This is a genomic window from Pseudomonas sp. Sample_22, from assembly GCF_004307635.1.
Lineage (GTDB): Bacteria > Pseudomonadota > Gammaproteobacteria > Pseudomonadales > Pseudomonadaceae > Aquipseudomonas.
Genome location: NZ_RCNY01000017.1, coordinates 82,890 through 109,715, shown reverse-complemented (window position 1 = coordinate 109,715; position 26,826 = coordinate 82,890). Strand labels below are relative to the sequence as shown.

Sequence of the window (26,826 nt, the reverse complement as noted above, 5' to 3'; positions counted from 1 at the left end):
AGGCCTATGCAGCGGCTGTATCGGAAACGCATTGTTCTGGGCGTCGGCGGCGGCATCGCTGCCTACAAGAGCGCCGACCTGGTTCGCCGGTTGATGGACCAGGGTGCCGAAGTCCGCGTGGTCATGACCCGTGGCGGCGCCGAGTTCATTACCCCGCTGACCATGCAGGCCCTGTCCGGGCATCCTGTGCACCTCGACCTGCTGGACCCGGCAGCCGAAGCGGCCATGGGCCACATCGAACTGGCCAAATGGGCCGACCTGGTACTGATCGCGCCTGCCACAGCGGATTTGCTCGCCCGTCTGGCCCAAGGCATCGCCGATGACCTGCTGACCACGCTGGTGCTGGCCACCGACGCCGTTGTCGCCGTTGCGCCGGCGATGAACCAGGCCATGTGGCGCGACCCTGCCACCCAGGCCAACCTGCAGACCCTCGAAAGCCGTGACATCAAGGTGTTCGGCCCGGCCTCCGGTAGCCAGGCCTGCGGCGACGTGGGCCTTGGGCGCATGCTCGAAGCCACCGACCTCGCGCTGCTCGCCGCCGACTGCTTCCAGCGTCAGGCGCTGACCGGCAAGCACGTGGTAATTACCGCGGGGCCGACCCAGGAAAACATTGACCCGGTGCGCTACATCACTAACCACAGCTCCGGCAAAATGGGCTTCGCCCTCGCCGAAGCCGCGGTAGAGGCCGGTGCCCGAGTCACGCTGATCAGTGGCCCGGTGCACCTGCCGACACCGGATCGCGTCAGCCGCATCGATGTAGTGAGCGCCCGCGACATGCTCGCTGCGTGCGAAGCCGCGATTCCTTGTGACGTTTTCATCGCCTCGGCTGCGGTCGCGGATTACCGCCCGGAAGTCGTCGCCCCACAAAAACTCAAGAAAGACCCTACGAGCGGCGACGGTTTTGTCCTGCAAATGGTGCGCAACCCGGACATCCTGGCCAGCATCGCCACCCGCCCCGACCGTCCGTTCAGTGTCGGTTTCGCCGCTGAAACCGAACACCTGCTCGATTACGCTGCCCGCAAGCTGAAAGACAAGAACCTCGATCTGATCGTCGCCAACGACGTCGCCAACCCGAGCATTGGCTTCAACAGCGAAGAAAACGCCTGCAGCGTGATCGACCGTGAGCTTCACGCCACACTTTTCGCCCAGACCAGCAAGAGCAAGATTGCTCGCCAGCTGATCACTTTTATCGCCGAACGTCTGAACCAGGTTTAATTTACATGCACGCTTTGCAAGCCAAGATCCTCGACCCCCGCATCGGCACCGAATTCCCGTTGCCACAGTACGCCACGCCAGGCTCCGCCGGCCTCGACCTGCGCGCCATGCTGGAGCAGGACACCGTCATCAAACCGGGTGAAACCGTGCTGATCCCTACCGGTCTGTCGGTCTATATCGGTGACCCGAACCTGGCGGCGCTGATCCTGCCGCGTTCGGGCATGGGCCATAAGCACGGCATCGTGCTGGGCAATCTGGTCGGCCTGATCGACTCCGATTACCAGGGACCGCTGATGGTTTCCTGCTGGAACCGCGGCCAGACCGAATTCACCATGCCGGTTGGCGAGCGCCTGGCGCAATTGGTGCTGGTACCCGTTGTGCAGGCTCACTTCGAGATGGTTGAAGAATTTGTTGAAACCGAGCGCGGCACGGGTGGTTTCGGCCATAGCGGCACCAAGTAACCGGATACAGACATTGTGGCGAGGGAGCTTGCTCCCGCTGGGTAGCGGCCCAAAAGATTTCATGGGCGCTGCGCACCCAAGCGGGAGCGAGCTCCCTCGCCACAAAAATCTCGACATACTGCGGCGGTTTTAACACCGTAAATCAAGGTTTTGCCGGCCGAAAGCCACGCCCGTCGAGGCGTCATGGCCCTTTCACACCACGAACTCTCTGTGGAAATCGCCGTCATACCCTTCAGTTTGAGCCGGCCGCCCTGTGATTCGGCGGCCTGTCCAGTCACTTTCGAGATGGAGCATTTCCACAGATGAACACCCCGGCCAATATTGCACCCAAGTTCCCTGACAGCATCTTCCGCGCCTATGACATCCGTGGCACTGTCCCGGAGTTCCTGAACGCCGAGACCGCCTACTGGATTGGCCGCGCTGTCGGCTCCCAAAGCCTTGCGCAGGGCGAGCCCAATGTATCCGTTGGCCGTGATGGTCGCCTGTCAGGCCCGGAACTGGTGGAAAGATTGATTCAAGGCATCGCCGACAGCGGCTGCCACGTCAGCGATGTCGGCCTGGTGCCAACCCCTGCGTTGTACTACGCCGCCAACGTGCTGGCCGGCAAATCCGGCGTGATGCTGACCGGCAGCCACAACCCGTCGAACTACAACGGTTTCAAAATCGTCATTGCCGGCGACACCCTGGCCAACGAACAGATCCAGGCCCTGCATGAGCGCCTCAAGACCAATAACCTGAGCAGCGGGCAAGGCAGCATCAGCAAAGTCGAAATTCTCGATCGCTACAGCACCGAAATTGTCCAGGACATCAAACTGGCTCGACGCCTGAAAGTGGTGGTCGATTGCGGCAACGGCGCGGCAGGCGTGATTGCCCCGCAACTGATCGAAGCGCTGAACTGCGAAGTCATCCCGCTGTTCTGCGAAGTCGACGGCAACTTCCCGAACCACCACCCGGATCCGGGCAAGCCTGAAAACCTTGAAGACCTGATCGCCAAGGTCAAGCAAACCAATGCTGACATCGGCCTGGCCTTCGATGGCGATGGCGACCGTGTCGGCGTGGTAACCAACACCGGCAGCATCGTCTACCCGGACCGCCTGCTGATGCTGTTCGCCCGCGACGTCGTAGCGCGCAACCCGGGCGCTGAAATCATCTTCGACGTCAAATGCACCCGCCGCCTGATCCCGCTGATCAAGGAATATGGCGGTCGTTCGCTAATGTGGAAGACTGGTCACTCGTTGATCAAAAAGAAAATGAAACAATCCGGTGCCCTGTTGGCCGGCGAAATGAGCGGGCACATCTTCTTCAAGGAGCGCTGGTTCGGTTTCGACGACGGCATTTACAGCGCTGCGCGCTTGCTGGAAATTCTCAGCAAGGAAAAATCCTCGGCCGAAGAGCTGTTCGCGACGTTCCCGAACGATATTTCTACGCCTGAAATCAATATCCATGTGACCGAAGAGAGCAAATTCAGCATCATTGATGCATTGCACGACGCGCAATGGGGCGAAGGCGCTGACCTGACCACCATCGACGGCGTGCGAGTCGACTATGCCAAAGGCTGGGGCCTGGTTCGCGCCTCCAACACCACACCGGTGCTGGTACTGCGTTTCGAGGCCGATGACGAGGCAGAACTTTCGCGCATCAAGGACGTTTTCAAAGTCCAGTTGAAGCGCGTTGCACCTGATCTCCAACTACCGTTCTGATTCACCCGGAGCCCTGAATGACCCTCGAACGCGAAGCCGCCGCCAACACCGCCAAGGTCCTGTCCGAAGCGCTGCCTTACATTCGCCGCTATGTCGGCAAGACGCTGGTGATCAAATACGGCGGCAACGCGATGGAAAGCGAGGAGCTGAAAACCGGCTTCGCCCGCGACATCGTGCTGATGAAAGCCGTGGGGATCAACCCGGTGGTCGTTCACGGCGGTGGCCCGCAAATCGGTGACCTGCTCAAGCGCCTGTCGATCGAAAGCCATTTCGTCGACGGCATGCGCGTCACCGACGCCGCGACCATGGACGTGGTGGAAATGGTCCTGGGCGGCCAGGTCAACAAGGACATCGTCAATCTGATCAACCGACATGGCGGCAGCGCCATCGGCCTGACCGGTAAAGACGCCGAGCTGATTCGTGCGAAGAAGCTCACCGTCACCCGCCAGACCCCGGAAATGACCACGCCGGAAATCATCGACATCGGCCATGTGGGCGAAGTCGTCGGCATCAATACCGACCTGCTCAACCTGCTGGTCAAGGGCGATTTCATCCCGGTGATCGCGCCAATCGGCGTCGGCGCCAACGGTGAGTCGTACAACATCAACGCAGACCTGGTGGCCGGTAAAGTCGCCGAAGCGCTGAAAGCCGAGAAGTTGATGCTGCTGACCAACATCGCCGGCCTGATGGACAAGTCGGGGACGGTCCTGACCGGCCTGACCACCCAACAGGTCGACGATCTGATCGCCGATGGCACCATCTACGGCGGCATGCTGCCGAAGATCCGTTGCGCACTGGAAGCCGTCCAGGGCGGCGTGGGCAGCTCGCTGATCATCGATGGGCGCGTACCGAACGCGATTCTGCTGGAAATCTTCACCGATACCGGCGTGGGCACCTTGATCAGCAATCGCAAGCGTCCCTGATCAATAAAGACGAAAAAGATCGCAGCCTGCGGCAGCTCCAACTGGATGGTTTCGGATGTACGAAACTTCCGTAGGAGTTGAACAAGTCTGCGATCTTTTTTATGCCTACAGGAATTGCCCGACGCAAATAAGCGAAACGTCCGACATCCCAAAAGAAACAATCTGCATACGATCTTCCCTGAATCCACAGGAGATCTTCCCCATGCAAAAAGACTACGTTCCCTACGGCAGCGACGTTTCAGCAGGCACCTACGCATGCGCAGATTGCGGGCGCGAATACAGCAATCAATCAAAGACTTCTCTTCCACCGTGCCCGGACTTCCAACCAGGGACCCACGTACTCAATGGCTGGAACATCCTGACTGGCCAAGGTGATGCCGTGGCAGATCCGTACCCAAACGAGCCTGCCAAGTAATCACGGAGGTCTGAACCATGCAGATCTCGTTCACGATCGATGCCCAGGCTTTCAACCTCGAGCAGAAGGAGCCGGTGAAAAAGACCTTGAGGATTTCCGACAGCGAAATCGCCCATGCCCTGGAGCGAATAGCCAAGGCGAGCCTGACCGAATACCTGAAGATGCTGGTCGAAGGCGGCATGCCCAGCAGGGCCGATGAGGCCAAGCAGGATCGATTGCTCTACCTGATTCAAAGTTACTTCGGGCAAACGTTGCCCACTGAATCGCAGATATCGACGATTTTCCAACTGACGCAGAGCCAGAGTAAAACCCTGTTGAAAAACACGGTTTCACGGTTTCGCAATCAACTGGACGAGATCCTCCAGCACAGCATGCGATCAGTGATCGAAACGGCCGAGCATGCGCAGACGGTTTATCTGGTGGTGATCAGTTCAGACGTGATTCGCGATGAGCTGAACATGCTGATCACACAAAACGAGCCGACCTTCAAACCCATTACCAAACGCAAGGGCAGTGCCGGGCAGTTCGAAATCAGCGAAGACTCCCACGCTTTGTTGTGCCAAACCCTGAGGCTCAATGCCGTTCAGTGACATTGTCGCGGTCAGCGGCTTGCTGCTGACCCTGACCACATTCATGTTCAACCTGGCTTGGCCACGGTTGCATGAGGCGCTGGAACTGGATGACAAAGAGTCAGGCCCGTTGGCCAGAAAACGCAGCCGGGGGAAAGTGCTGGGGGTTTTGTTTAGCCGCGCCGTACCGCTGACGTGCGCCTTCATGGCGCTGTTTTACGTCAACTTGCCAGCCGCCGTGAGGATCATGAGAAGCAGCACGCTGGATCTATGGGATTTCAACGTGGACCGAACGCTTTACGTGTTAGTCGTCGTGGCACTGCTGGTGTTTGCGCTGTTCAACCTGGGGTTGGCATTAAAACTGGTCGGAAAATGGCGAAAACTGCGCTGACGACTCAAAACAAAAGACCCCACTCAGCCTGGCTGAGCGGGGTCTTTTTCTGCCTGCAATCCCTGCGACAATCCACCTTTTGTGGCGAGGGAGCTTGCTCCCGCTTGAGTGCGCAGCACTCACAAACTTTTTGGGTCTGCTACGCAGCCCAGCGGGAGCAAGCTCCCTCGCCACACAGGCTCGCTCCCACAGGGGGGATTGTGGTCAGACGCCGAACTGCGCGCGGTAGGCTTCAACCGCCGGCAAATGCTGCTTGAGCTGCGGATCATCGGCCAGGAACTCCAGCACCTGGTTCAACGAAACAATGCTGATCACCGGGATACCGAAATCACGCTCGACTTCCTGGATCGCCGACAACTCACCATTGCCACGTTCTTGACGGTTCAGGGCAATCAGCACGCCAGCTGCCTTGGCGCCGTCCTGGGAAGCGATGATCTGCATCACTTCGCGGATAGCGGTGCCGGCGGTGATCACGTCGTCGATGATCAGCACATCGCCGGTCAAAGGCGCGCCGACCAGGCTGCCGCCCTCGCCGTGGGCCTTGGCTTCCTTGCGGTTGAAACACCATGGCAGGTCACGGTTGTGATGCTCGGCCAATGCCACGGCAGTGGTCGCCGCCAAAGGGATGCCTTTGTAGGCAGGACCGAACAGAACATCGAACGCAATACCGCTTTCGGCGATGGCAGCGGCGTAGAAACGACCCAGCTGCGCTAGGGCCGAACCTGAATTGAACAGGCCCGCATTGAAGAAGTAAGGACTGGTACGCCCGGACTTCAGGGTGAACTCACCGAAGCGCAAAACGCCGCGATCGATGGCAAAACGAATGAAATCGCGCTGATACGCTTGCATGAAAAAAACCCCAAATACCACGGATTTAGCTAATTAGCTTGACGCCGTGTATCATACACGCACGCGATTTTTGGGGCCATTTATGCGGATCATCAGTGTGAACGTCAATGGTATTCAGGCTGCAGTCGAGCGAGGTTTGCTCAGTTGGCTGCAAGCACAGAATGCCGACGTCATCTGCCTGCAGGACACCCGTGCCTCCGCCTTTGAACTGGACGATCCAGCCTTCCAACTGGATGGATACTTCCTTTATGCCTGCGACGCCGAAGTCCCCGCCCAAGGTGGCGTGGCTTTGTACTCGCGGTTGCAACCGAAGGCTGTCATCAGCGGTCTCGGTTTCGAGACGGCCGACCGCTACGGGCGCTACCTGCAAGCCGATTTCGACAAAGTCAGTATTGCAACCTTGTTGCTGCCATCGGGCATGAACGGCGATGAAGACTTGAACCAAAAGTTCAAGCTTATGGATGACTTCGCCAAGTACCTGGACAAGCAACGGCGCAAACGCCGCGAGTACATTTATTGTGGCTCGCTGTATGTGGCGCAACAGAAGCTGGACATCAAGAACTGGCGCGACAGCCAGCAATCTCCGGGCTTCCTGGCGCCTGAACGGGCCTGGATGGACGAGATTGTCGGCAACATGGGGTATGTCGATGCCCTGCGCGAAGTCAGCCGTGAAGGTGACCAGTACAGCTGGTGGCCAGACAACGAACAGGCCGAAATGCTCAACCTCGGCTGGCGCTTCGATTACCAGCTGCTGACCCCGGGTCTGCGCCGCTTCGTACGCAGCGCACGCTTGCCGCGCCAGCCACGGTTCTCGCAGCATGCGCCGCTGATCGTGGACTACGATTGGACGCTGACGATCTAAACACTTGTCGCTGACAATGAAGTTCGACGTTGTTCGAAGATAAAAAAATGCCCGTATCGCAGGATACGGGCATTTTTTATGGCGGTGCTCAGTGACCGGTACTTCAAGCAGCGCCGAAAAACGGCAGCGCCAGATACAACTTGATCACGATGACATTGATAATGTCGATAAAGAAAGCCCCCACCATCGGCACAACCAGAAACGCTATTTGCGAAGGTCCATAGCGCTGTGTCACGGCCTGCATGTTGGCGATGGCAGTTGGTGTTGCACCCAATCCAAAGCCGCAATGCCCTGCCGCCAGCACGGCCGCGTCGTAATTACTGCCCATGATTCTGAATGTTACGAATATCGCAAAGAGCGCCATGACCATCGTTTGCGCAGCCAGAATTATAAAGAACGGCAAGGCCAGTGCCGCCAGATCCCACAACTTGAGTGACATCAGCGCGATCGCCAGGAACAGCGACAAACTGACATTCCCCAACACAGAGACTTCGCGCTCGAACACCTGGTACAAGCCCAACGCTGAAAGCCCGTTTCGTAAAAGTACACCCACAAACAATACGCAGACGAACGTCGGCAACTCAAATGCGGTTTCGCGGAGCATGCCATTGAGGAGATTGCCCGCGAGTAAGCTGACCGCGATCAGTGCGAGTGTTTCAATGAAGGAAAACGGGGTGATTGAGCGTTCTTTGTTCGGTTGCTCGAAGCCTTTTGGCATCCGCGGCTTGTCTTGCTCGCGGCAGCCGGGCACCTGAGTCCGTTTGATGAGCAGGCGAGCGACCGGCCCACCAATCAAACCGCCCAGCACCAAGCCAAACGTCGCGGAGGCCATCGCAAGTTCAGAGGCGGAAGCCAGACCGTACTTCTCACTGAACGTCGCCCCCCATGCAGCCCCGGTACCGTGACCACCCGCCAGCGTCACCGAGCCTGTCAGCAGCCCCATCAGGGGATCGAGCCCCAAAGCCGTTGCCAATCCAATGCCCATGGCGTTCTGCACCACCAGCAAGCCGGTGACCGCCAATACAAACATTCCCACTATGCGTCCGCCTTTTTTCAGGCTGGCGAAGTCTGCACTCAACCCGATCGTGGCGAAAAACGCCAACATCAATGGCGTTTGTAGCGAGGTATCAAATCGGACTTCCATATCGAGCGATCGTAATACCAAAAGAACCAAGGCTACCAATAAGCCGCCTGCTACAGGCTCAGGAATATTGTAAGCGCGCAAAAAGCCGACACGTGTGACGAGCCCGCGCCCCAGCAAAAGAACCAAGGAAGCGGCGACAAGTGTTCCATAAAAATCGAGTTGAACCATTGGGATAATCTTGGGTTTTCATTCAGAGGCGAACTGTTTACCTGGACACGCCTATTGAACAGGTTGATTGTTTTCAACACTGATTGCTTTTACTTTCAGGATCCGTCAATGGCCTGAATATATCGAAATATTTCTCAGAGGTATTTCGTGCGACAACTTTAACAATCGTAAAGTCTTACTGCCAAGGATGCGGGAAGAGCTGATGTCTTGCAGTTGTGACCAAACATGTAAAGAAGTAAGCGCAGATTACAAGAACAAGTAACTTGATAATAAAAACGCAAATGCCCCGACAAGTCGGGGCATTTCGCTAACAGCATCTACAGGCTTACTTGATCAACCGCCACGTAAACGGATACCGATACGGAAACCCTTCGTTAGCCTTGACCCCGGCGATAATCGTCAGTACCAACGCACCTATCGCCACCAGACCGAACAGGAAGAACCCGACAATCACCACCATCAGCAGGAAACAAATGGCAGAAGCAATGGCGACGGTGATCTGAAAGTTCAGCGCCTCCTTGCCTTGCGCATCGACGAACGGGTCCATCTCACGCTTCATCTGCCAGAGAATCAACGGGCCGATCAGGGTACCGAACGGAATCCAGATCCCCAACAAGGCAGACAAGTGACAAAACATTGCCCACTGCCGAACTTCTTTGCTCGGGGTGGGAAGCAGCTGTTGTTCTTCACTCATGGCGTCCTCCTTGTGTACTTCGGTCCGGTCAGTCTGCCAGCGCAGCCTTTTGCAGATCGAAAATCTCGTTCATGCCTTTCTTCGCCAGTTCCAGCATGGCATTCAATTCTTCCGGCTGGAACGGTGCGCCTTCGGCAGTGCCCTGAACTTCGATGAACCCGCCAGTGCTGGTCATCACCACGTTCAGGTCGGTCTCTGCCGCCGAATCTTCCAGGTAATCAAGGTCGAGCACTGGCTCGCCCTGGTACATGCCGACCGACACCGCACCGATCATTTGCTTGAGCGGGTCGCCGCCTTTGAGGCCGCCGCGCTTCTTGATCACTTTCAAGGCATCGACCAGGGCGACCATGGCGCCGGTGATGGACGCGGTGCGGGTACCGCCATCGGCCTGGATCACATCGCAGTCAACGTAAAGGGTGACGTCGCCCAGCTTGGACATGTCCAGCGCAGCACGCAGGGAACGCCCGATCAAGCGCTGGATTTCCAGGGTACGGCCGCCTTGCTTGCCGCGGCTCGCCTCACGCTGGTTACGCTCGCCGGTGGCGCGTGGCAGCATGCCGTACTCGGCGGTCAGCCAACCCTGGCCCTGGCCCTTGAGGAAGCGAGGCACGCCGTTTTCGACGCTGACGGTGCAGATGACCTTGGTATCACCGAACTCGACCAGTACAGATCCCTCGGCATGTTTGGTGTAGTTGCGGGTAATGCGGATCGAGCGGAGCTGATCGGCAGCGCGACCACTTGGACGTTTCATAAGGGATACCTGTACGGGGACGGAAAACTGCGAAGCATTATAGAGCCGCCAGCCACGCCTGGGCACTTCTAAAAAATTACTCGGACGAGCGAAGGCTCTGAACAGCCCGTGCCCGACGACCTGCAGCCGATTGTCACTCCGTGTGTTTGGGCGCATTGGCGCCACTGCGCTACAATCCTGCGCCTTTGCTGCCAGTCGGCTTTAATTCATTGATATCGGATTGCCTGAACATCAGTTCCGCGCCGATCTGCACTGCGAGGTACCTCCATGGTGCACAGCATGACCGCCTTCGCCCGCGTCGAAAGCGCCGGCGTCCAAGGCACCCTGAGCTGGGAACTGCGCTCGGTCAACAGCCGCTACCTGGAACCCCACCTGCGCCTGCCGGAGTCCTTTCGCGACCTCGAAGGTGCCGTCCGTGAAGCCCTGCGCCAAGGTGTATCCCGGGGCAAGCTCGAATGCACCCTGCGCTTCACCGAAGAAAACACCGGCAAACCGCTGCAAGTCGACCAGGCACGCGCCGCACAACTGGTCGCCGCCGCCGAGACCGTTGCCAGCCTGATCAAGAACCCGGCAGCACTGAACCCGCTGGAAGTCCTGGCCTGGCCCGGCGTACTTGTAGGTGACGCCACCGACCCGCAAGCCTTGAATGCCCAGGCACTGGCGCTGTTCAACCAGGGCCTGAAAGAGCTCAAGGCCGGACGCGAGCGAGAGGGCGCGGAGCTGGCACGGCTGATCAATGAGCGCCTGACGTCCATTGAAGAAGACGTGGTGACCCTGCGTGAACTGGTTCCGCAAATGCTCGCCACCCAGCGCCAGAAAGTGCTTGATCGTTTCGCCGACATGAAGGCCGAGATGGACCCACAGCGTCTGGAGCAGGAAATGGTCATGCTCGCGCAGAAAAGCGACGTCGCCGAAGAACTGGATCGCCTGAGCACTCACATCATCGAAGTTCGTCGTGTACTCAAGTCTGGCGGCGCCGCCGGTCGGCGCCTGGACTTCCTGATGCAGGAGCTCAACCGCGAAGCCAACACCCTGGGCTCCAAAGCCTTCGACCCGCGCAGCACCCAAGCGGCGGTCAACCTGAAAGTGTTGATCGAGCAGATGCGTGAACAAGTGCAGAATATTGAGTAAGGCAACCCCGACATGACCCACAGCACCGGCACCCTCTACATCATTTCCGCCCCATCGGGCGCGGGCAAAAGCAGCCTGGTCAAGGCCCTGACCGACGCCGATCCGGAAATTCGCGTTTCGGTCTCGCACACCACCCGCGCCATGCGCCCCGGTGAAGTGAACGGCGTGAACTATCACTTCGTCGAGCGCAGCGAGTTCGTGAAGATGATCGAACACGGGGATTTCCTCGAGCGCGCCGAAGTATTCGGCAATCTCTACGGGACCTCGCAGAGCCACTTGCAGCAGACCCTGGACGAAGGGCACGACCTGATTCTGGAAATCGACTGGCAAGGCGCCGAGCAAGTGCGCAAGCTGATGCCTCAGGCCCGTTCGATTTTCATCTTGCCGCCGTCACTTGAAGCCCTGCATCAGCGCCTGACCAATCGTGGCCAGGACAGCGACGAAATCATCGATGGCCGGATGCGCGAAGCCGTCAGCGAGATGAGCCACTATGTCGACTATGACTACCTGATCATCAACGACGATTTCGCCCACGCACTGCACGATCTGAAGGCGATTTTTCGCGCCAATCAGCTGATTCAGAAGCGTCAGCAACAGCGCCACGGCAAATTGCTGGCTGAATTGCTCGGTTAAAGAGCACTTCCCAAAACCGCTGCAAGGGCTTTACATTGGCACTTGCAGCGCGTTGAAGGGCTTGATCAAAAAATCAGCGCTTCCCTAATCGCTGGTGATTTTTTAAACTGTTGAGTCCGCTCGCCCATCCGGGCAGCGCGCATATTGCATTTGCTACGAGGAAGACCATGGCCCGCGTAACCGTTGAAGACTGCCTAGAACACGTGGATAACCGCTTTGAGCTGGTCATGCTCTCTACCAAGCGTGCCCGTCAACTGGCCACCGGCGGCAAAGAGCCGAAAGTAGCCTGGGAAAACGACAAGCCTACCGTCGTCGCCCTGCGTGAAATCGCTGAAGGCCTGATCGACTACGCAGCTATCGCTGAAGCCGAAATCGTTGAAGATGAACCGCTTTTTGCTGCATTCGAGGACGAGTCCAACGAGGCCGTCTAAGCCTATGCCTGGTCGACGTAGCACGGCGCGGGATCACAGCTTACGGCAGGAGACATCATGCCGAGCATAGACGCCCTCGCCGATCGCTTATCGACCTACCTCGGCAAAGACCAGGTCAACCTGGTCCGCCGAGCGTATTTCTACGCCGAACAAGCCCACGACGGCCAACGCCGCCGTAGCGGCGAGGCGTATGTCACGCATCCTCTTGCCGTGGCCAATATTCTTGCCGACATGCACATGGACCATCAGAGCCTGATGGCGGCCATGCTGCATGACGTGATCGAAGACACCGGTATCGCCAAGGAAGCGCTGCAAGCGCAGTTCGGCGAAACCGTGGCCGAACTGGTTGATGGGGTCAGCAAACTGACCCAGATGAACTTCGAGACCAAAGCCGAAGCCCAGGCCGAAAACTTCCAGAAAATGGCCATGGCCATGGCGCGTGACATTCGCGTGATCCTGGTCAAGCTGGCCGACCGCCTGCACAACATGCGCACGCTGGAAGTGCTGTCCGGCGAAAAACGCCGGCGCATCGCCAAGGAAACCCTGGAGATCTATGCGCCCATCGCCAACCGGCTGGGCATGCACGCCATCCGCATAGAATTCGAAGACCTCGGCTTCAAGGCCATGCACCCGATGCGTTCCGCGCGGATCTACCAGGCCGTCAAACGCGCCCGGGGCAACCGCAAGGAAATCGTCAACAAGATCGAAGAGTCCCTCAGCCATTGCCTGGCCGTCGACGGCATTCAGGGCGAGGTCAGCGGTCGCCAGAAACACCTCTACGGCATCTACAAGAAAATGCGCGGCAAGCGTCGGGCCTTCAACGAGATCATGGACGTCTATGCGTTCCGGATCATCGTCGACAAGGTCGATACCTGCTACCGCGTGCTGGGTGCTGTACATAATTTGTACAAACCGCTGCCGGGTCGCTTCAAGGACTACATCGCGATTCCCAAGGCCAACGGCTACCAATCGCTGCACACCACACTGTTCGGCATGCACGGCGTACCGATCGAGATCCAGATCCGCACCCGCGAAATGGAAGAAATGGCCAACAACGGCATCGCCGCCCATTGGCTGTATAAATCCAGCGGCGACGAGCAGCCAAAAGGCACGCACGCCCGCGCTCGCCAGTGGGTCAAAGGCGTGCTGGAAATGCAGCAGCGTGCGGGCAATTCGCTGGAATTCATCGAAAGCGTGAAGATCGACCTGTTCCCGGACGAGGTCTACGTGTTCACGCCCAAAGGCCGGATCATGGAGCTGCCCAAAGGCTCCACGGCGGTCGATTTCGCTTACGCGGTGCACACCGATGTCGGCAACAGTTGCATTGCCTGCCGGATCAACCGCCGTCTCGCGCCGCTGTCCGAACCGCTGCAAAGCGGCTCCACGGTCGAGATCGTCAGCGCGCCCGGCGCGCGGCCGAATCCGGCGTGGCTCAATTTCGTGGTCACCGGCAAGGCGCGGACACACATCCGCCATGCGCTCAAGCTGCAACGTCGCTCCGAATCCATCAGCCTGGGCGAACGCCTGCTGAACAAGGTCCTCAACGGTTTCGACAGCTCGCTGGAGAAAATCCCGGCCGAGCGGGTCAAGGCGATGCTGGTTGAATACCGCCAGGAACTGATCGAAGACTTGCTGGAAGACATTGGCCTGGGCAATCGCATGGCTTATGTGGTGGCTCGTCGACTGCTCGGCGAAGGCGAACAGTTGCCAAGCCCGGAAGGTCCGCTGGCAATTCGTGGCACCGAAGGGTTGGTACTCAGCTATGCCAAATGCTGTACGCCAATCCCGGGCGACCCGATTGTCGGCCACCTGTCCGCAGGCAAAGGCATGGTCGTGCACCTGGACAACTGCCGCAACATCAGCGAAATCCGTCATAACCCGGAAAAATGCATCCAGCTGTCATGGGCCAAAGACGTCACCGGCGAATTCAACGTCGAGCTGCGCGTGGAGCTGGAACACCAGCGTGGCCTGATCGCGCTGCTGGCCAGCAGCGTCAACGCGGCCGACGGCAACATCGAGAAAATCAGCATGGACGAACGCGATGGTCGTATCAGCGTGGTCCAGTTGGTGGTCAGCGTGCACGACCGTGTACACCTGGCCCGCGTGATCAAGAAACTGCGTGCCCTCACCGGGGTGATTCGCATCACCCGCATGCGTGCATAGCGCACAAACGTTGCCACCTCTTACAAGGAGTCATCAATGACCAAGACCGTTATCACCAGCGACAAGGCCCCGGCCGCCATCGGTACTTACTCCCAGGCGATCAAGGCAGGCAACACCGTTTACATGTCCGGTCAGATTCCACTGGACCCAAAGACCATGGAACTGGTTGAAGGCTTCGAAGCCCAGACCGTCCAGGTGTTCGAGAATCTCAAAGCCGTGGCTGAAGCCGCCGGCGGTTCGTTCAAGGACATCGTCAAGCTGAACATCTTCCTCACCGACCTGAGCCACTTCGCCAAGGTCAACGAGATCATGGGCAAATACTTCGACCAACCGTACCCAGCTCGCGCCGCTATCGGCGTAGCAGCCCTGCCCAAGGGTTCGCAGGTTGAAATGGATGCCATCCTGGTCATCGAGTAATGCGTGCGGCGCAGCCTATGGCTGCGCCAACGGCTCTGCTGTAAAGAAGCTTGAAAGGATTCCACCCATGCGCAAAGCGCTTGCTCTTTCGCTGCTCGCCCTGTTCCTGGGCGGATGTGCCAGCGACCCTGCCGACCGTGATATCAGCGGCACCTGGATCAACCAGGTGGCGATTGACGCTGCATCCAAAGGCGTTCCCCTGCGTGAAGCGCTCCAGGCCTATGGCCCGAACCTGGAATGGGACGTCAACACCAAGGCCGGCCAGGCCCGCTACACCAATGGTTTTGAAAATGTCGACGGCAAGCTGCTCGGCGAAGAGTCCGGCGCCTGGAAAATCGACTTTTATGGCAGCTCCGGTAGCGAGCTCAAGCGCGACGGCAAACAATTGAGCCAGGCCGCCAGCGAAAACGAACCGGCCCAGGTCTTCGACCGTGCGTCGATTCCGGTACCGGATGGCGCTCCGATCGGCGCCAGCTTTGAACGCGCGCTGTATTCAGCCTACATGGGCGGCAGCTGGAAAGTCGTCAGCGGCCCCGGTGAAGGCAATACCGTACAGTTCCAGGCCGACGGCCAAGTGACCGGCCTGCCAGGGAGTGACCGCTATGCCCTGTGTCTGGCGGGTGATTGCGCATCGATGAGCGGCGGCAACGACAACATGTGGCTGCAACTCAACGGCCAGGGAAATGCCTGGATCTTTGCCCGCAAAGGCAAAGAACTGGAAATCTTCCAGACCGTGAACACCGCGCAGGCGGATGAAATGCCCCAGTTCACACCGGGTGATCGCAAGTGGTTGCTCGAGAAGCAGTAATCCGGATTTGAAGCCAATTGATAACCCTGTGGGAGCGGGCTTGCCCGCGATGAGGCCATAACATTCAACATCTTGGTTGACTGTTACACCGCCATCGCGGGCAAGCCGGCTCCCACAGGTGTTTACGGCGCTTGGAAGTCAGCTGCGGCCTTCAAGAATGGCTGCATAACCTTCACGAAAGCTCGGATACTTCGGCGTCCAGCCCAACGCTTTCGCCCGCGCATTGCTGCAGCGCTTGCTGCCCGTGCGCCGCACGCTGGCATCATCGGCCCATTCGGTCACACCCAGATACTCGCGCAACCAGCCCACGACATCCGCCAACGCTGCCGGTGCGTCATCGACGCCAATGTAGACGTCATCCAGCTTCACTGCGCGCCGATCCGCCTCAAGCAGGCACGCCATCAACCCAGCGGCGTCATCGGCATGAATCCGGTTGCCATACAGCGGAGGATCGACCGCCACCCGGTACCCGCGGCGGACCTGAGTCAGCAGCCATTCACGACCCGGACCGTAAATGCCGGTCAAACGCACGATGCTGGCTGGAATGCCGCTGTTGAGCGCGATCTGTTCGGCTTCGAGCATCACTCGCCCAGAGTAACCAGCCGCGATGGCCGGCGAAGTCTCGTCGACCCATTCGCCCGCCTGCTGGCCGTAGACACTGCTGCTGGACACGAACAACAGGCGATTGGGCACCTGCCCATAATCGTCGAGCCACTCCAATACATGCTGCAAGCCCTGGATATAAGCGGCACGGTAGCCCGCCTCATCGTGATCGGTGGCGGCTGCGCAATAGACCACGTAATCCACCGCACCGACCGGCCAGGTCTGCGGGCAGTCCTTATTGAACAGGTCGCCGGCAACGCCGATGACACCCTCGGGCAAGCGCGAAACGTCACGCCGCAACCCATGGACCTCCCACCCGCCAGCCAGCAGTTGCGTGGCGAGACGGCTGCCGACATCACCGCAACCGGCGATCAAAACAGAAGGCGCGGACATCAGAAAAACTCCCCTTGGAAACGCACAGACTAGCCTCGGCAATGGACGAGCGGCTAGCAATGAAGGAAAAAAAGATATGGGTCATTTACATGACTCCAAAGAACGCAACCTGGTGAACCGGATAGCGGACGCAAGCACACGGCTGCTCAGCGCAGAAGACATTTGCGAGAAGCTTTCCATCTTTCGCTCTACCTTCGATCGCTGGGTATAGAAAGCGCCACCCAAATCGTCGGGTAGCCCTTTTTTATTGTCGACGATCCGCCGGATCAAACGGGAGGGCATGAATTAAATGCTTTAGCCGGTCAGCTGACAGCCTCGCCTGGTCACTCTGATTTTTTGGTATCGCGCCGCGTTCGAAGCCGTAACTTGCTCTAACTGCTCCAGGCACGCCGAAGGTTCGTCGAGTGATAGTTGCTTCAACGCTGCAACGTCAATATCCCACCACCGGCTCGCCAACATACGTTCAACCAAGGCTGGCGAGTGCCTGAACCGGATAACCTTGGCAGGCACGCCTGCGACGATGGCATAGGGCGGCACATCCTCAGCCACGACTGCGCGCGTGGCAATCACGGCGCCCGTTCCAACCTTCACCCCTTCCAGAATCATGGCGTTGTGACCAATCCACACGTCATGGCCAACCTCCGCCATTTCAGCCCTGGCTTGGTAAGCGAGCGGCGATGCGGTGTACTGAAAGGGATGTGAGCTCAACCACCCAGTAGGGTGCGTGTACTTTTCCTGACCGATGATCACCCCCGAACCAATAGAACAAAAACGGCCGATCGACGACACCAGCAATAGATGACCACCGCTGCGAATGTAGGTATGGGCGCCAATATCGAGACGTGGTGAATCGATATCAATCCTGCCCAAGGTAACGCCGTCCTCAAGGATCAATTCAGTCTTTTTGCTCAGGGAGTTCAATCCGCCGGCGAGCTTGCAATTACGCCCCCTAATCCAGCGCTTCCAGTACAAATTCTTTAGATAACTCACTTTGACTCCCTCCTGGTGCTTGATGCGCAATGCAGATCCTGGAGAGCTATTTCATCAGGAAGCGGATGAGCGGTATATCAGGAGTTTCTGAAATGGCCTGCATTTGAATAAAGCTGCTGGCAGGCTCAGGTGTTTCTTTCGCCTGAAGACGGCACCTGCCAGATCGGGAGCGGAAAACAAACGCGCCATAACAACCAAGACTTTCCCCGTCCGCCGACGGAATATGCGCGTTTTTGTGTGCAAATTTTTGCGCGGTGAAACCTCGTCCCCAAATCAGGCCCGGACAAAAACTTCGGTTTTCATTTTTTGACGGCCACAACCGGGACGATATGGAAATCGGAAATGTTCACATTACGTCAACAACCAGCGCCAATATGCGCTGAAAATTACAGAAGTAGTTGCGATCTCACTCAAGAAAGACCAGGCAACCAGTCATCGCGGGACGTAAATAAAGTTACTCTATTACTTTTGTTAACAAGAATTACTTGCAATAATGCACGCCACTTTTGTTCTCGGCCCTTCGAGGCCTGGAAGAACATGACCCGTTTTTCTCTCTCAGGTCCGGCCAGCATGACACGCAATCAACTCCCCGCTTCGCCAACCAAACGACCTCGCGCCTGGAGCGCAGTGGCCGCCGTGCTGCTCAGCCTGATGCTGGCGCCGACCGCCGCCTTCGCAGACGCACAAGCGCCTGCCACCCCGGCCGCCGCCGCATCCACCCCGGCCGAAAACGCCGCGCCTGTCGCGATCGACCCGGCCCAGCCAGCAGCCGCTTCGCAAGCGCTCGGCGAAAACGTCCCTGAAGTCCTCGAAGCCGACAACAGCCTGGGCATGGCGCATGACCTGTCGCCATGGGGCATGTACCAAAACGCCGACATCATCGTGAAGCTTGTGATGATTGGCCTGGCCATCGCGTCGATCATTACCTGGACCATCTGGATTGCCAAAGGCTTTGAGCTGATGGGCGCCAAGCGTCGTCTGCGCAGCGAAATCGCCCACCTGAAAAAAGCCACCACACTCAAAGAAGCCAGCGCCTCTGCGACCAAGCCGGGCACCCTCGCCAACCTGTTGGTCCATGATGCCCTGGAAGAAATGCATCTGTCGGCCAGCAGCCGCGAGAAAGAAGGCATCAAGGAACGCGTCAGCTTCCGCCTTGAGCGTCTGGTAGCAGCTTGCGGCCGCAACATGAGCAGCGGCACCGGCGTTCTCGCCACCATCGGTTCCACCGCTCCGTTTGTCGGCCTGTTCGGTACGGTGTGGGGCATCATGAACAGCTTCATCGGTATCGCTAAAACCCAGACCACCAACCTCGCCGTCGTGGCTCCCGGCATCGCCGAAGCCTTGCTGGCAACCGCACTCGGCCTGGTTGCGGCAATTCCTGCGGTGGTGATCTACAACGTGTTTGCGCGTTCCATCGCCGGTTACAAGGCGCAGGTGTCCGACGCTTCGGCAGAAGTCCTGCTGCTGGTCAGCCGCGACCTCGATCACCAGCCTGAGCGCAGTTCGCATCCGCACATGGTGAAAGTGGGGTAATCGGCCATGGGCCTGCATTTGAAAGAAGGCGCAGACGACGATCTGGCCGAAAACCACGAAATCAACGTCACGCCGTTCATCGACGTGATGCTGGTGCTGTTGATCATCTTCATGGTGGCGGCGCCGCTGGCGACCGTGGACATCAAGGTCGACCTGCCCGCCTCCACCGCCAAACCGGCGCCGCGGCCAGAGAAACCGGTGTTCCTCAGCGTCAAGGCCGACCAACGGCTGTTCCTCGGCGACGACGAAGTGAAAGCCGATGCCCTTGGCGCCACCCTCGACGCCAAGACCCAAGGCAAGAAAGACACGACGATCTTCTTCCAGGCCGATAAAGGCGTGGATTACGGTGATCTGATGAGCGTAATGGACAACCTTCGCTCGGCCGGTTATCTGAAGGTCGGCCTGGTCGGACTCGAGACGGCAGCCAAAAAATGATCGAGACGCGCCATAAGTTGACGCGTTACAGCGGTAGCCTGGCCATCGTGCTGGGTGTTCACGCGCTGGCCATCGCGCTGGCGCTGAACTGGACCGCCCGCCCGCCCATCGAACTGCCGCCGCAGGCAATGATGGTCGAGCTGGCGCCGGTTCCTGCCCCGCCACCGCCGGCACCGCCAAAGGTGATAACGCCGCCACAGCCACCAGCACCGGTGGAAGAACTGCCCATCCCGAAGCTGGCCGAAGCGCCCAAAGCCGAGATTGCGGTACCCAAGCCCAAGCCGCCCAAGCCCAAGCCGAAACCACCCAAGCCGGTGGAGAAAAAGCCTGAGCCGCCGAAGGAAAAACCGTCCGAGGAAAAACCGAGCGACGCGCAACCGACCCAGGCACCTACGGAGAAATCCGCTCAACCGGCGCCCGGTCCGTCACCCGCACAAGTGGCGGCCAAGGCCAGTTGGGAAGGCACTCTGCTTGCGCACTTGGCCAAGTACAAGAAGTACCCGGCCAGCGCGCAATCGCGGGGCAAGGAAGGCTTGAACCGTCTGCGCTTTGTCGTGGATGCCGAAGGCAACGTGCTGTCGTTCGAACTGGTGGGCCGCTCCGGTAACGCCGATCTGGACCGGGCTACCCTGGACATGATCCGCCGCGCCCAGCCGCTGCCCAAACCACCGGCCGACATGCTGAACAACGGCTCCATCGAAATCGTTGCTCCGTTTGTTTATTCGCTGGAAAAACGTCGACGGTAAACGTTTCCCCGCGCTCATCGGCTCAAACCAGCCTGCAAGGCACCGAAAGGTGCCTTTTGCATATCTGGAAACGGCAAACACGCATTGCCCGGTGTCACTCAGCACATACTGTCTGATAACGTGCGTCTATCGATTGCAGCCGGTATGCTTGGCTCGCAACTTCATGGACGCTTGCTATGACTCTTACAGAATTACGCTACATCGTTACCCTCGCCCAAGAGCAGCACTTCGGCCACGCGGCCGAGCGTTGCCACGTCAGCCAACCGACCCTGTCGGTGGGCGTGAAAAAGCTTGAAGACGAACTCGGTGTGCTGATTTTCGAGCGCAGCAAAAGCGCCGTGCGCCTGACCCCGGTTGGCGAAGGCATTGTGGCTCAGGCCCAAAAGGTACTGGAACAAGCCCAGGGCATTCGCGAACTGGCGCAAGCCGGCAAAAACCAGCTGACCGCGCCGTTGAAAGTCGGTGCGATCTACACCGTTGGCCCATACCTGTTCCCGCACCTGATCCCGCAACTGCACCGGGTCGCCCCGCAGATGCCGTTGTACATCGAAGAAAATTTCACCCACGTCCTGCGCGACAAGCTGCGCAACGGCGAACTCGACGCGATCATCATCGCGTTGCCGTTCAGCGAAGCCGACGTGCTGACGTTGCAGCTTTATGACGAACCGTTTTATGTCTTGATGCCGGCTCAGCACCCATGGACGCAAAAAGAATCCATCGACGCCAGCCTGCTCAACGACAAGAGCCTGCTGCTGCTCGGTGAAGGCCACTGCTTCCGTGATCAAGTGCTGGAGGCCTGCCCGACCCTGACCAAGGGCAACGACGGTGCCAAGCACACCACGGTCGAATCCAGCTCCCTGGAAACCATCCGTCACATGGTCGCGTCCGGTCTCGGCATCTCGATCCTGCCGTTGTCGGCAGTCGACAGTCACCACTACGCCCCTGGGGTGATCGAAGTTCGACCGCTGTCGGCTCCGGTGCCTTTCCGCACCGTGGCCATTGCCTGGCGCGCGAGCTTCCCGCGTCCGAAGGCCATCGAGATTCTCGCTGACTCCATTCGCCTGTGCTCGGTGGCTAAACCCGCTGCACCGGTAACGGCCGGTTAAGCCAACGCCATGACCGAGTTGTCGCAAGTGTCGGTGACGGCACTCAAGGGTGTCGGTGAAGCCATGGCCGAAAAGCTGGCCAAGGTCGGTCTGGAAAATCTTCAGGACGTGCTGTTTCACCTGCCGTTGCGCTACCAGGATCGCACCCGCGTGGTGCCGATCGGTGCATTGCGCCCCGGCCAGGATGCGGTGGTCGAAGGCACCGTGAGCGGCGCCGACGTGGTCATGGGCCGCCGTCGCAGCCTGGTGGTGCGCCTGCAGGACGGCACCGGTGGGCTCAGCCTGCGCTTCTACCATTTCAGCAATGCGCAAAAAGAAGGGCTTAAACGCGGTACTCGGGTTCGCTGTTACGGCGAAGCACGCCCCGGCGCATCGGGACTGGAAATTTATCACCCGGAGTACCGCGCCATCACCGGCGACGAACCGCCGCCCGTGGACGAGACACTCACGCCGGTCTACCCGCTCACCGAGGGCCTGACGCAGCAACGTTTACGTCAACTGTGCATGCAAACCCTGACCTTGCTCGGCCCCAGCAGCCTGCCCGACTGGCTGCCCAACGAACTGGCCCGGGACTATCAACTGGCGCCACTGGCCGACGCGATCCGCTACCTGCACAACCCACCGGCCGATGCCGATGTCGACGAACTCGCCCTCGGTCATCACTGGGCGCAGCACCGCCTGGCCTTTGAAGAACTGCTGACCCATCAACTGTCCCAGCAACGTCTGCGCGAAAGCATGCGTGCGCTGCGTGCGCCGGCGATGCCCAAAGCCACCCGGCTGCCCGCCAGATACCTGGCCAACCTCGGCTTCAATCCCACCGGCGCCCAACAGCGGGTCGGCAACGAAATCGCCTACGACCTCAGCCAGCACGAGCCGATGTTGCGGCTGATTCAGGGTGACGTCGGCGCGGGTAAAACCGTGGTCGCCGCCCTCGCTGCGCTGCAAGCCCTGGAAGCGGGTTATCAGGTCGCGTTGATGGCGCCCACCGAGATTCTTGCCGAGCAACACTTCATCACCTTCAAGCGCTGGCTCGAACCGCTGGGCATCGAGGTCGCATGGCTGGCCGGCAAGCTCAAGGGCAAAAACCGCGTCGCCGCGCTGGAAAAAATCGCCAATGGCGCGCCGATGGTGGTCGGCACTCACGCCCTGTTTCAGGACGAAGTGCAGTTCAAGAACCTGGCGCTAGTGATCATCGACGAGCAACACCGCTTCGGCGTACAACAGCGCCTTGCCTTGCGGCAGAAAGGCGTCGGCGGGCGGATGTGCCCGCATCAATTGATCATGACCGCCACGCCGATCCCGCGCACGCTGGCCATGAGCGCCTACGCCGACCTCGACACTTCGATCCTCGACGAATTGCCGCCCGGTCGAACTCCGGTCAACACCGTATTGATCACCGATACCCGCCGCGTCGAAGTCATCGAACGGGTGCGCAGCGCTTGTGCCGAAGGGCGTCAGGCCTATTGGGTGTGCACGCTGATCGAAGAATCCGAAGAGCTGACCTGCCAAGCCGCTGAAACCACCTACGAGGACCTGACTGCCGCGCTCGGTGAGCTGAAGGTCGGCTTGATTCACGGCCGCATGAAGCCGCTGGAAAAAGCCGCAGTGATGGCCGAGTTCAAGGCCGGCAACCTGCAACTGCTGGTGGCCACTACCGTTATCGAAGTCGGCGTGGACGTGCCCAACGCCAGCCTGATGATCATCGAAAACCCTGAGCGCCTGGGCCTTGCACAACTGCACCAATTGCGCGGCCGCGTGGGCCGAGGCAGCGCGGCCAGCCATTGTGTTTTGCTCTACCATCCGCCGCTGTCACAGATCGGGCGCCAGCGCCTGGGCATCATGCGCGAAACCAACGACGGCTTTGTCATCGCCGAAAAAGACCTCGAACTGCGCGGGCCTGGCGAAATGCTCGGCACGCGGCAGACGGGCCTGCTGCAATTCAAGGTCGCCGACCTGATGCGTGATGCCGACTTGCTACCCGCGGTGCGCGATGCCGCTCAAGCCCTGCTGGAACGCTGGCCCGACCATGTCAGCCCGCTCCTCGACCGCTGGCTGCGTCACGGGCAGCAATACGGCCAAGTGTGAGCACCGTCGCAGTTTCTATCAGCTCGTTCCTACAGAGCTGGTTATACTCCTGCAATTGTTTTGAACTGGATCCAGACCATGACCGACGCAGCCCTCGCTCCCGAACTTCCGCACGCACCGTCGGTTATACGGATGCTGCTAGGCAAGCTGGGCATTGCCTATGAAGAGGTCCTGGACCATCACGGCCTGAATCCGGCGCGCAAGGTGCAAGCCGTCCTGCTCGATGACGCCGTTGGCACGCTGATGGTGCTGTTTGCGCAAAATCAGTTGCTCGACCTCAATCGCCTTACCGAACTCACCGGTCGCCGCCTCACGGCCGTACCGACTGAGCGCCTGGAAAAAATGCTCGGCAAACACAGCCTGAGCCTGCTGCCAGGCCTGCCATCACTGACTACCTCGCCCTGCCTGTACGAAGAAAGCTTGCTGCGTGAGCCGAGCCTGCTGGTCAATTCCGGCGAGCCGGGCGTGTTGCTGGAGATCTCCAGCGAAGCGTTCAAATCCATGCTCAGCAAAGCCAGCGCCGCCAACTTCGGCGAAGCGCTGACCAGCATCCGCCCGAACCTCGACCGCCCCGACGATGACCGCGAGGAAATCACCCAGGCCGTTCAAGCGTTCACCGCGCGACGCATCCAGCAACGCCTGGAAGCGACCATCGAAATTCCGCCACTGGCCGAAACCGCGCAGAAAATCATCAAGCTGCGCGTCGACCCCAACGCCACCATCGACGACATCACCGGCGTGGTCGAAACCGACCCGGCACTGGCCGCGCAAGTCGTGAGCTGGGCGGCATCGCCGTACTACGCCTCGCCGGGCAAGATTCGTTCGGTGGAAGACGCCATCGTCCGGGTATTGGGTTTCGATCTGGTGATCAACCTGGCGCTGGGCCTGGCCCTGGGCAAAACCCTGAGCCTGCCCAAAGATCGCCCGCAACACAGCACGCCGTACTGGCAGCAATCGATCTACACCGCCGCCGTCATCGAAGGCCTGACCCGCGCCATGCCACGCGCCCAGCGCCCGGAAGCCGGCCTGACCTACCTGGCCGGCCTGCTGCACAACTTCGGCTACCTGCTGCTGGCCCACGTGTTCCCGCCGCACTTTTCGCTGATCTGCCGCCACCTGGAGGTCAACCCGCACCTGTGCCACAGCTACATCGAACAACACCTGCTGGGCATCAGCCGTGAACAGATCGGCTCGTGGCTGATGCGCTATTGGGACATGCCCGAAGAACTGGCCACCGCGCTACGCTTCCAGCACGACCCGGCCTACGACGGCAACTACGCCGAGTACCCGAACCTGGTGTGCCTGGCAGTACGCCTGCTGCGCAGCCGCGGCATCGGCTCCGGCCCCGACGAAGACATCCCCGAAGCCCTGCTCGAACGCCTCGGCCTGAGCCGCGACAAGGCCAACGACGTGGTCAGCAAAGTCCTCGAAGCCGAAGTGCTGCTGCGCGAACTCGCCTCGCAATTTTCCCAGCCTTAAAAGCTACGCGGGCAAGCCACGCGCCCACAGGATTTGCGCAGTGCCTGTGGGAGCGACAGTCTTCACCGTTGCCCAATGGGTCGGACAGCATCTGCACTGATCGGACAGCCTCGCCAACTTCAGTCCGCTCCCCCCTGACGCCGCTTGCGGAACTCGGCGACCTTATGCCGGTTTCCGCACAGCGCCATGCTGCACCAGCGTCGTTTGTGCGACTTAGTGCGGTCGTAAAACATCAATGAACAGTCCGCGCTTTCGCATTTGCGCACGAGGCTGAAATCACCTTCGGCCAGCAGCTCGGCGGCGGTGTAGGCCAGGCGGCCAAGGCGTTGGTTAGTGGCGTCAGCCTGTCGGAAGCGATCGAGCAGCGGGACGCCCGCTTCCTCCCAGACCAGTTGCGGCACCGCTTGCAGCAGAAAGGTATTGAGTGCCGACGGGTCCGCCACGCGATTCTCCCGGCGAGCGGCGAGCAGGTCTTCGATGCAGTCGCGCAACGTGCGCAATCGGGCGAGCAATTGCCCGTCACCCACCACCATTTCATCCGCCGGTCCGAAGCCGATCTGCTCCAGCCACTGCGCCGCGTCGGCATCGCTGGTCAGCAGATCGCGGCGCTGACCGTCGACCATCATTTGTGTGTTCAACAGGTCCAGCGCCGGATGGTCGGCCAGTATCAGGGGTGTGGGCGGTTCGATGGGGGAGGCGGTCATGACAATGTCCGGTTGAGCCGATGCGCAGATTGTAACCTATAAAAATTATTTGACTAGTTACATGCTTTGTGCAGAATACATTCCGGTAACCGGTAAAATTCAATTTGACAAGTTACATGAGGGCTAAGCCATGACCGTGTCTCAACATATCCAGGTTGCCTACAAATCCGTCGAAGCCGATGGCGTCGAGGTTTTCTACCGAGAAGCGGGCGCTCCGGATGCACCAGTGCTGCTGCTGTTGCACGGATTCCCCAGCTCGTCGCACCAGTTCCGCGACCTGATCCCGCTGCTGGCGGACAAGTACCGGCTGATCGCGCCGGATCTGCCGGGATTCGGCTTCACCGAGGTTCCGGCGCAGCGCAATTACCGCTACACCTTCGATGCCATCGGCGAGACGATTCGCCAGTTTGTCGATGTGCTGGAACTCAATCGTTATGCGATGTACTTCTTCGACTACGGCGCGCCTACCGGCCTGCGCCTGGCGCTGGCCTATCCGGAGCGGGTGAGCGCGATTGTTTCGCAGAACGGCAATGCCTATCTCGAAGGTCTGGGGGAGGCTTGGGCACCGATCCGCAAGTATTGGGCAGACCCGTCGCCGACCAATCGGCAGGTGATCAACGATGCCATCCTGCATCTGGAAGGCACCCGCTGGCAGTACGTGGAAGGGGTGAGCAATCCGGATCTCATCGCCCCCGAGGCTTACTATCTGGACGCGCTGTTGCTGGAACGGCCGGGTAACAAAGACATTCAGTTGGACCTGTTCTACGACTACCAGAACAACCTGAAGCTGTATCCGGCGTTTCAACAGTTCTTCCGCGATACAAAGTTGCCGACGTTGGCGATCTGGGGCAAGGGCGACCCGTTCTTCATTCCGCCAGGGGCTGAGGCCTACACGCGCGACAATCCGAATGCGGTGGTGGAGTTGCTTGATACGGGTCACTTTGCGCTAGAGACCCATGTCAAACATATCGCTCAGCGAATTGTTGAAGTAGTGGGCAACCACATCAATTGAGATGTGCACTGTCGA

At 59.3% G+C, this 26,826-nt stretch carries 27 protein-coding genes and 1 pseudogene; 21 read left to right on the top strand and 7 right to left on the bottom strand.

The annotated features are described in order from the left end of the window. The first annotated feature begins 6 nt into the window (after positions 1–6). From coaBC to D8U73_RS04145, 7 genes and pseudogenes are all read left to right on the top strand, one after another. Positions 7–1,215 (top strand): bifunctional phosphopantothenoylcysteine decarboxylase/phosphopantothenate--cysteine ligase CoaBC, encoded by a 1,209-nt coding sequence (gene coaBC, locus D8U73_RS04175; protein WP_056854161.1) that lies wholly within the window; start codon positions 7–9, stop codon positions 1,213–1,215. A gap of 5 nt (positions 1,216–1,220) precedes the next feature. After that, the gene (dut, locus tag D8U73_RS04170) at positions 1,221–1,676 is read left to right on the top strand and encodes a dUTP diphosphatase (RefSeq protein ID WP_056854162.1); all 456 of its coding nucleotides are present in this window, start codon (positions 1,221–1,223) and stop codon (positions 1,674–1,676) included. A 341-nt stretch (positions 1,677–2,017) separates the two neighbouring features. Next, positions 2,018–3,376, top strand: a pseudogene (locus D8U73_RS04165) (phosphomannomutase/phosphoglucomutase); the annotation flags it as partial. A 17-nt stretch (positions 3,377–3,393) separates the two neighbouring features. Further along, entirely contained in the window at positions 3,394–4,299 is a 906-nt protein-coding gene (gene argB, locus D8U73_RS04160; RefSeq protein ID WP_008047078.1) for an acetylglutamate kinase, read from the top strand. Between the two features lie 202 nt (positions 4,300–4,501). Further along, positions 4,502–4,714 (top strand): hypothetical protein, encoded by a 213-nt coding sequence (locus tag D8U73_RS04155; RefSeq protein WP_056854164.1) that lies wholly within the window; start codon positions 4,502–4,504, stop codon positions 4,712–4,714. 17 nt (positions 4,715–4,731) lie between these two features. Continuing rightward, the gene (locus D8U73_RS04150) at positions 4,732–5,304 is read left to right on the top strand and encodes a hypothetical protein (RefSeq protein ID WP_130903801.1); all 573 of its coding nucleotides are present in this window, start codon (positions 4,732–4,734) and stop codon (positions 5,302–5,304) included. Then, complete coding sequence (locus tag D8U73_RS04145; RefSeq protein ID WP_130903800.1) at positions 5,291–5,674, top strand: hypothetical protein; 384 nt, start codon at positions 5,291–5,293, stop codon at positions 5,672–5,674. The genes D8U73_RS04150 and D8U73_RS04145 overlap by 14 nt, the downstream gene beginning before the upstream one ends. A gap of 204 nt (positions 5,675–5,878) precedes the next feature. On the opposite strand, the gene pyrE is transcribed toward D8U73_RS04145, so the two are convergent. Beyond that, positions 5,879–6,523, bottom strand: a complete 645-nt coding sequence (gene pyrE / locus D8U73_RS04135; RefSeq protein ID WP_008047079.1) for an orotate phosphoribosyltransferase — start codon at positions 6,521–6,523, stop codon at positions 5,879–5,881. A gap of 82 nt (positions 6,524–6,605) precedes the next feature. On the opposite strand from pyrE, the gene D8U73_RS04130 reads away from it, so the two are divergent. Next, positions 6,606–7,385 carry an exodeoxyribonuclease III gene (locus D8U73_RS04130; protein WP_053163881.1) on the top strand — a complete coding sequence of 260 codons (780 nt, stop codon included), beginning with the start codon at positions 6,606–6,608 and terminating at the stop codon, positions 7,383–7,385. A 103-nt stretch (positions 7,386–7,488) separates the two neighbouring features. On the opposite strand, the gene gltS is transcribed toward D8U73_RS04130, so the two are convergent. The 3 genes from gltS to rph all read right to left on the bottom strand — a co-directional run bounded on the left by gltS (position 7,489) and on the right by rph (position 10,142). Then, positions 7,489–8,697 carry a sodium/glutamate symporter gene (gene gltS / locus D8U73_RS04125; protein WP_130903798.1) on the bottom strand — a complete coding sequence of 403 codons (1,209 nt, stop codon included), beginning with the start codon at positions 8,695–8,697 and terminating at the stop codon, positions 7,489–7,491. Between the two features lie 325 nt (positions 8,698–9,022). Next, positions 9,023–9,391, bottom strand: a complete 369-nt coding sequence (locus tag D8U73_RS04120) for a DUF4870 domain-containing protein (protein WP_056854168.1) — start codon at positions 9,389–9,391, stop codon at positions 9,023–9,025. A 28-nt stretch (positions 9,392–9,419) separates the two neighbouring features. Further along, entirely contained in the window at positions 9,420–10,142 is a 723-nt protein-coding gene (rph, locus tag D8U73_RS04115) for a ribonuclease PH (RefSeq protein ID WP_047535109.1), read from the bottom strand. Positions 10,143–10,409: 267 nt separating this feature from the next. On the opposite strand from rph, the gene D8U73_RS04110 reads away from it, so the two are divergent. From D8U73_RS04110 to D8U73_RS04085, 6 genes are all read left to right on the top strand, one after another. Then, complete coding sequence (locus tag D8U73_RS04110) at positions 10,410–11,273, top strand: YicC/YloC family endoribonuclease (RefSeq protein ID WP_056854169.1); 864 nt, start codon at positions 10,410–10,412, stop codon at positions 11,271–11,273. A gap of 12 nt (positions 11,274–11,285) precedes the next feature. Further along, positions 11,286–11,906: a guanylate kinase gene (gene gmk / locus D8U73_RS04105; protein ID WP_056854170.1), complete on the top strand. Its 621-nt coding sequence runs from the start codon at positions 11,286–11,288 to the stop codon at positions 11,904–11,906. Positions 11,907–12,073: 167 nt separating this feature from the next. Beyond that, positions 12,074–12,337: a DNA-directed RNA polymerase subunit omega gene (gene rpoZ / locus D8U73_RS04100; protein WP_007921129.1), complete on the top strand. Its 264-nt coding sequence runs from the start codon at positions 12,074–12,076 to the stop codon at positions 12,335–12,337. Between the two features lie 57 nt (positions 12,338–12,394). After that, complete coding sequence (gene spoT / locus D8U73_RS04095) at positions 12,395–14,500, top strand: bifunctional GTP diphosphokinase/guanosine-3',5'-bis pyrophosphate 3'-pyrophosphohydrolase (RefSeq protein WP_056854171.1); 2,106 nt, start codon at positions 12,395–12,397, stop codon at positions 14,498–14,500. A gap of 36 nt (positions 14,501–14,536) precedes the next feature. Next, entirely contained in the window at positions 14,537–14,917 is a 381-nt protein-coding gene (locus D8U73_RS04090; RefSeq protein WP_003229509.1) for a RidA family protein, read from the top strand. Between the two features lie 67 nt (positions 14,918–14,984). Then, the gene (locus D8U73_RS04085) at positions 14,985–15,725 is read left to right on the top strand and encodes a hypothetical protein (protein WP_130903797.1); all 741 of its coding nucleotides are present in this window, start codon (positions 14,985–14,987) and stop codon (positions 15,723–15,725) included. A gap of 138 nt (positions 15,726–15,863) precedes the next feature. Here the strand turns inward: D8U73_RS04085 and D8U73_RS04075 are convergent, their stop codons facing one another. Both D8U73_RS04075 and D8U73_RS04070 read right to left on the bottom strand, forming a co-directional pair. Continuing rightward, the gene (locus D8U73_RS04075; RefSeq protein ID WP_130903796.1) at positions 15,864–16,721 is read right to left on the bottom strand and encodes an SDR family oxidoreductase; all 858 of its coding nucleotides are present in this window, start codon (positions 16,719–16,721) and stop codon (positions 15,864–15,866) included. Positions 16,722–17,015: 294 nt separating this feature from the next. Next, complete coding sequence (locus tag D8U73_RS04070) at positions 17,016–17,711, bottom strand: CatB-related O-acetyltransferase (protein WP_130903855.1); 696 nt, start codon at positions 17,709–17,711, stop codon at positions 17,016–17,018. 570 nt (positions 17,712–18,281) lie between these two features. Between D8U73_RS04070 and exbB the strand changes: the two genes are divergently transcribed. The 6 genes from exbB (at position 18,282) to D8U73_RS04040 (ending at position 25,095) form a co-directional block, all read left to right on the top strand. Next, positions 18,282–19,244 (top strand): tonB-system energizer ExbB, encoded by a 963-nt coding sequence (gene exbB, locus D8U73_RS04065; RefSeq protein WP_056854174.1) that lies wholly within the window; start codon positions 18,282–18,284, stop codon positions 19,242–19,244. Positions 19,245–19,250: 6 nt separating this feature from the next. Then, positions 19,251–19,679, top strand: a complete 429-nt coding sequence (exbD, locus tag D8U73_RS04060; protein ID WP_056854175.1) for a TonB system transport protein ExbD — start codon at positions 19,251–19,253, stop codon at positions 19,677–19,679. Continuing rightward, complete coding sequence (locus D8U73_RS04055; RefSeq protein ID WP_130903795.1) at positions 19,676–20,425, top strand: energy transducer TonB; 750 nt, start codon at positions 19,676–19,678, stop codon at positions 20,423–20,425. The genes exbD and D8U73_RS04055 overlap by 4 nt, the downstream gene beginning before the upstream one ends. A 176-nt stretch (positions 20,426–20,601) precedes the next feature. Continuing rightward, positions 20,602–21,531, top strand: coding sequence for a hydrogen peroxide-inducible genes activator (locus tag D8U73_RS04050; protein WP_056854177.1), 930 nt, complete (start codon positions 20,602–20,604; stop codon positions 21,529–21,531). Between the two features lie 9 nt (positions 21,532–21,540). After that, entirely contained in the window at positions 21,541–23,616 is a 2,076-nt protein-coding gene (gene recG / locus D8U73_RS04045; RefSeq protein ID WP_130903794.1) for an ATP-dependent DNA helicase RecG, read from the top strand. A 78-nt stretch (positions 23,617–23,694) separates the two neighbouring features. After that, positions 23,695–25,095, top strand: coding sequence for an aminoacyl-tRNA deacylase and HDOD domain-containing protein (locus D8U73_RS04040; protein WP_056854179.1), 1,401 nt, complete (start codon positions 23,695–23,697; stop codon positions 25,093–25,095). Positions 25,096–25,214: 119 nt separating this feature from the next. Here D8U73_RS04040 and D8U73_RS04035 read toward each other — a convergent pair whose 3' ends face one another. Continuing rightward, positions 25,215–25,799, bottom strand: a complete 585-nt coding sequence (locus D8U73_RS04035; protein ID WP_056854180.1) for an ABATE domain-containing protein — start codon at positions 25,797–25,799, stop codon at positions 25,215–25,217. Between the two features lie 130 nt (positions 25,800–25,929). Between D8U73_RS04035 and D8U73_RS04030 the strand changes: the two genes are divergently transcribed. Then, positions 25,930–26,811 (top strand): alpha/beta hydrolase, encoded by an 882-nt coding sequence (locus D8U73_RS04030; RefSeq protein WP_056854181.1) that lies wholly within the window; start codon positions 25,930–25,932, stop codon positions 26,809–26,811. Positions 26,812–26,826: the final 15 nt, after the last annotated feature.

Excerpts from the sequence above, each read along its gene's own strand:
- D8U73_RS04030 (WP_056854181.1), top strand. The coding sequence starts at position 25,930 with ATGACCGTGTCTCAACATATCCAGGTTGCCTACAAATCCGTCGAAGCC.
- D8U73_RS04145 (WP_130903800.1), top strand. The coding sequence starts at position 5,291 with ATGCCGTTCAGTGACATTGTCGCGGTCAGCGGCTTGCTGCTGACCCTG.
- dut (WP_056854162.1), top strand. The coding sequence starts at position 1,221 with ATGCACGCTTTGCAAGCCAAGATCCTCGACCCCCGCATCGGCACCGAA.
- exbB (WP_056854174.1), top strand. The coding sequence starts at position 18,282 with ATGACACGCAATCAACTCCCCGCTTCGCCAACCAAACGACCTCGCGCC.
- argB (WP_008047078.1), top strand. The coding sequence starts at position 3,394 with ATGACCCTCGAACGCGAAGCCGCCGCCAACACCGCCAAGGTCCTGTCC.
- D8U73_RS04040 (WP_056854179.1), top strand. The coding sequence starts at position 23,695 with ATGACCGACGCAGCCCTCGCTCCCGAACTTCCGCACGCACCGTCGGTT.
- rpoZ (WP_007921129.1), top strand. The coding sequence starts at position 12,074 with ATGGCCCGCGTAACCGTTGAAGACTGCCTAGAACACGTGGATAACCGC.
- rph (WP_047535109.1), bottom strand. The coding sequence starts at position 10,142 with ATGAAACGTCCAAGTGGTCGCGCTGCCGATCAGCTCCGCTCGATCCGC.
- coaBC (WP_056854161.1), top strand. The coding sequence starts at position 7 with ATGCAGCGGCTGTATCGGAAACGCATTGTTCTGGGCGTCGGCGGCGGC.
- D8U73_RS04085 (WP_130903797.1), top strand. The coding sequence starts at position 14,985 with ATGCGCAAAGCGCTTGCTCTTTCGCTGCTCGCCCTGTTCCTGGGCGGA.
- D8U73_RS04090 (WP_003229509.1), top strand. The coding sequence starts at position 14,537 with ATGACCAAGACCGTTATCACCAGCGACAAGGCCCCGGCCGCCATCGGT.
- gltS (WP_130903798.1), bottom strand. The coding sequence starts at position 8,697 with ATGGTTCAACTCGATTTTTATGGAACACTTGTCGCCGCTTCCTTGGTT.
- D8U73_RS04150 (WP_130903801.1), top strand. The coding sequence starts at position 4,732 with ATGCAGATCTCGTTCACGATCGATGCCCAGGCTTTCAACCTCGAGCAG.
- D8U73_RS04120 (WP_056854168.1), bottom strand. The coding sequence starts at position 9,391 with ATGAGTGAAGAACAACAGCTGCTTCCCACCCCGAGCAAAGAAGTTCGG.
- D8U73_RS04075 (WP_130903796.1), bottom strand. The coding sequence starts at position 16,721 with ATGTCCGCGCCTTCTGTTTTGATCGCCGGTTGCGGTGATGTCGGCAGC.
- D8U73_RS04050 (WP_056854177.1), top strand. The coding sequence starts at position 20,602 with ATGACTCTTACAGAATTACGCTACATCGTTACCCTCGCCCAAGAGCAG.
- exbD (WP_056854175.1), top strand. The coding sequence starts at position 19,251 with ATGGGCCTGCATTTGAAAGAAGGCGCAGACGACGATCTGGCCGAAAAC.
- spoT (WP_056854171.1), top strand. The coding sequence starts at position 12,395 with ATGCCGAGCATAGACGCCCTCGCCGATCGCTTATCGACCTACCTCGGC.
- D8U73_RS04035 (WP_056854180.1), bottom strand. The coding sequence starts at position 25,799 with ATGACCGCCTCCCCCATCGAACCGCCCACACCCCTGATACTGGCCGAC.
- D8U73_RS04055 (WP_130903795.1), top strand. The coding sequence starts at position 19,676 with ATGATCGAGACGCGCCATAAGTTGACGCGTTACAGCGGTAGCCTGGCC.
- D8U73_RS04155 (WP_056854164.1), top strand. The coding sequence starts at position 4,502 with ATGCAAAAAGACTACGTTCCCTACGGCAGCGACGTTTCAGCAGGCACC.
- pyrE (WP_008047079.1), bottom strand. The coding sequence starts at position 6,523 with ATGCAAGCGTATCAGCGCGATTTCATTCGTTTTGCCATCGATCGCGGC.
- D8U73_RS04110 (WP_056854169.1), top strand. The coding sequence starts at position 10,410 with ATGGTGCACAGCATGACCGCCTTCGCCCGCGTCGAAAGCGCCGGCGTC.
- recG (WP_130903794.1), top strand. The coding sequence starts at position 21,541 with ATGACCGAGTTGTCGCAAGTGTCGGTGACGGCACTCAAGGGTGTCGGT.
- D8U73_RS04130 (WP_053163881.1), top strand. The coding sequence starts at position 6,606 with ATGCGGATCATCAGTGTGAACGTCAATGGTATTCAGGCTGCAGTCGAG.
- gmk (WP_056854170.1), top strand. The coding sequence starts at position 11,286 with ATGACCCACAGCACCGGCACCCTCTACATCATTTCCGCCCCATCGGGC.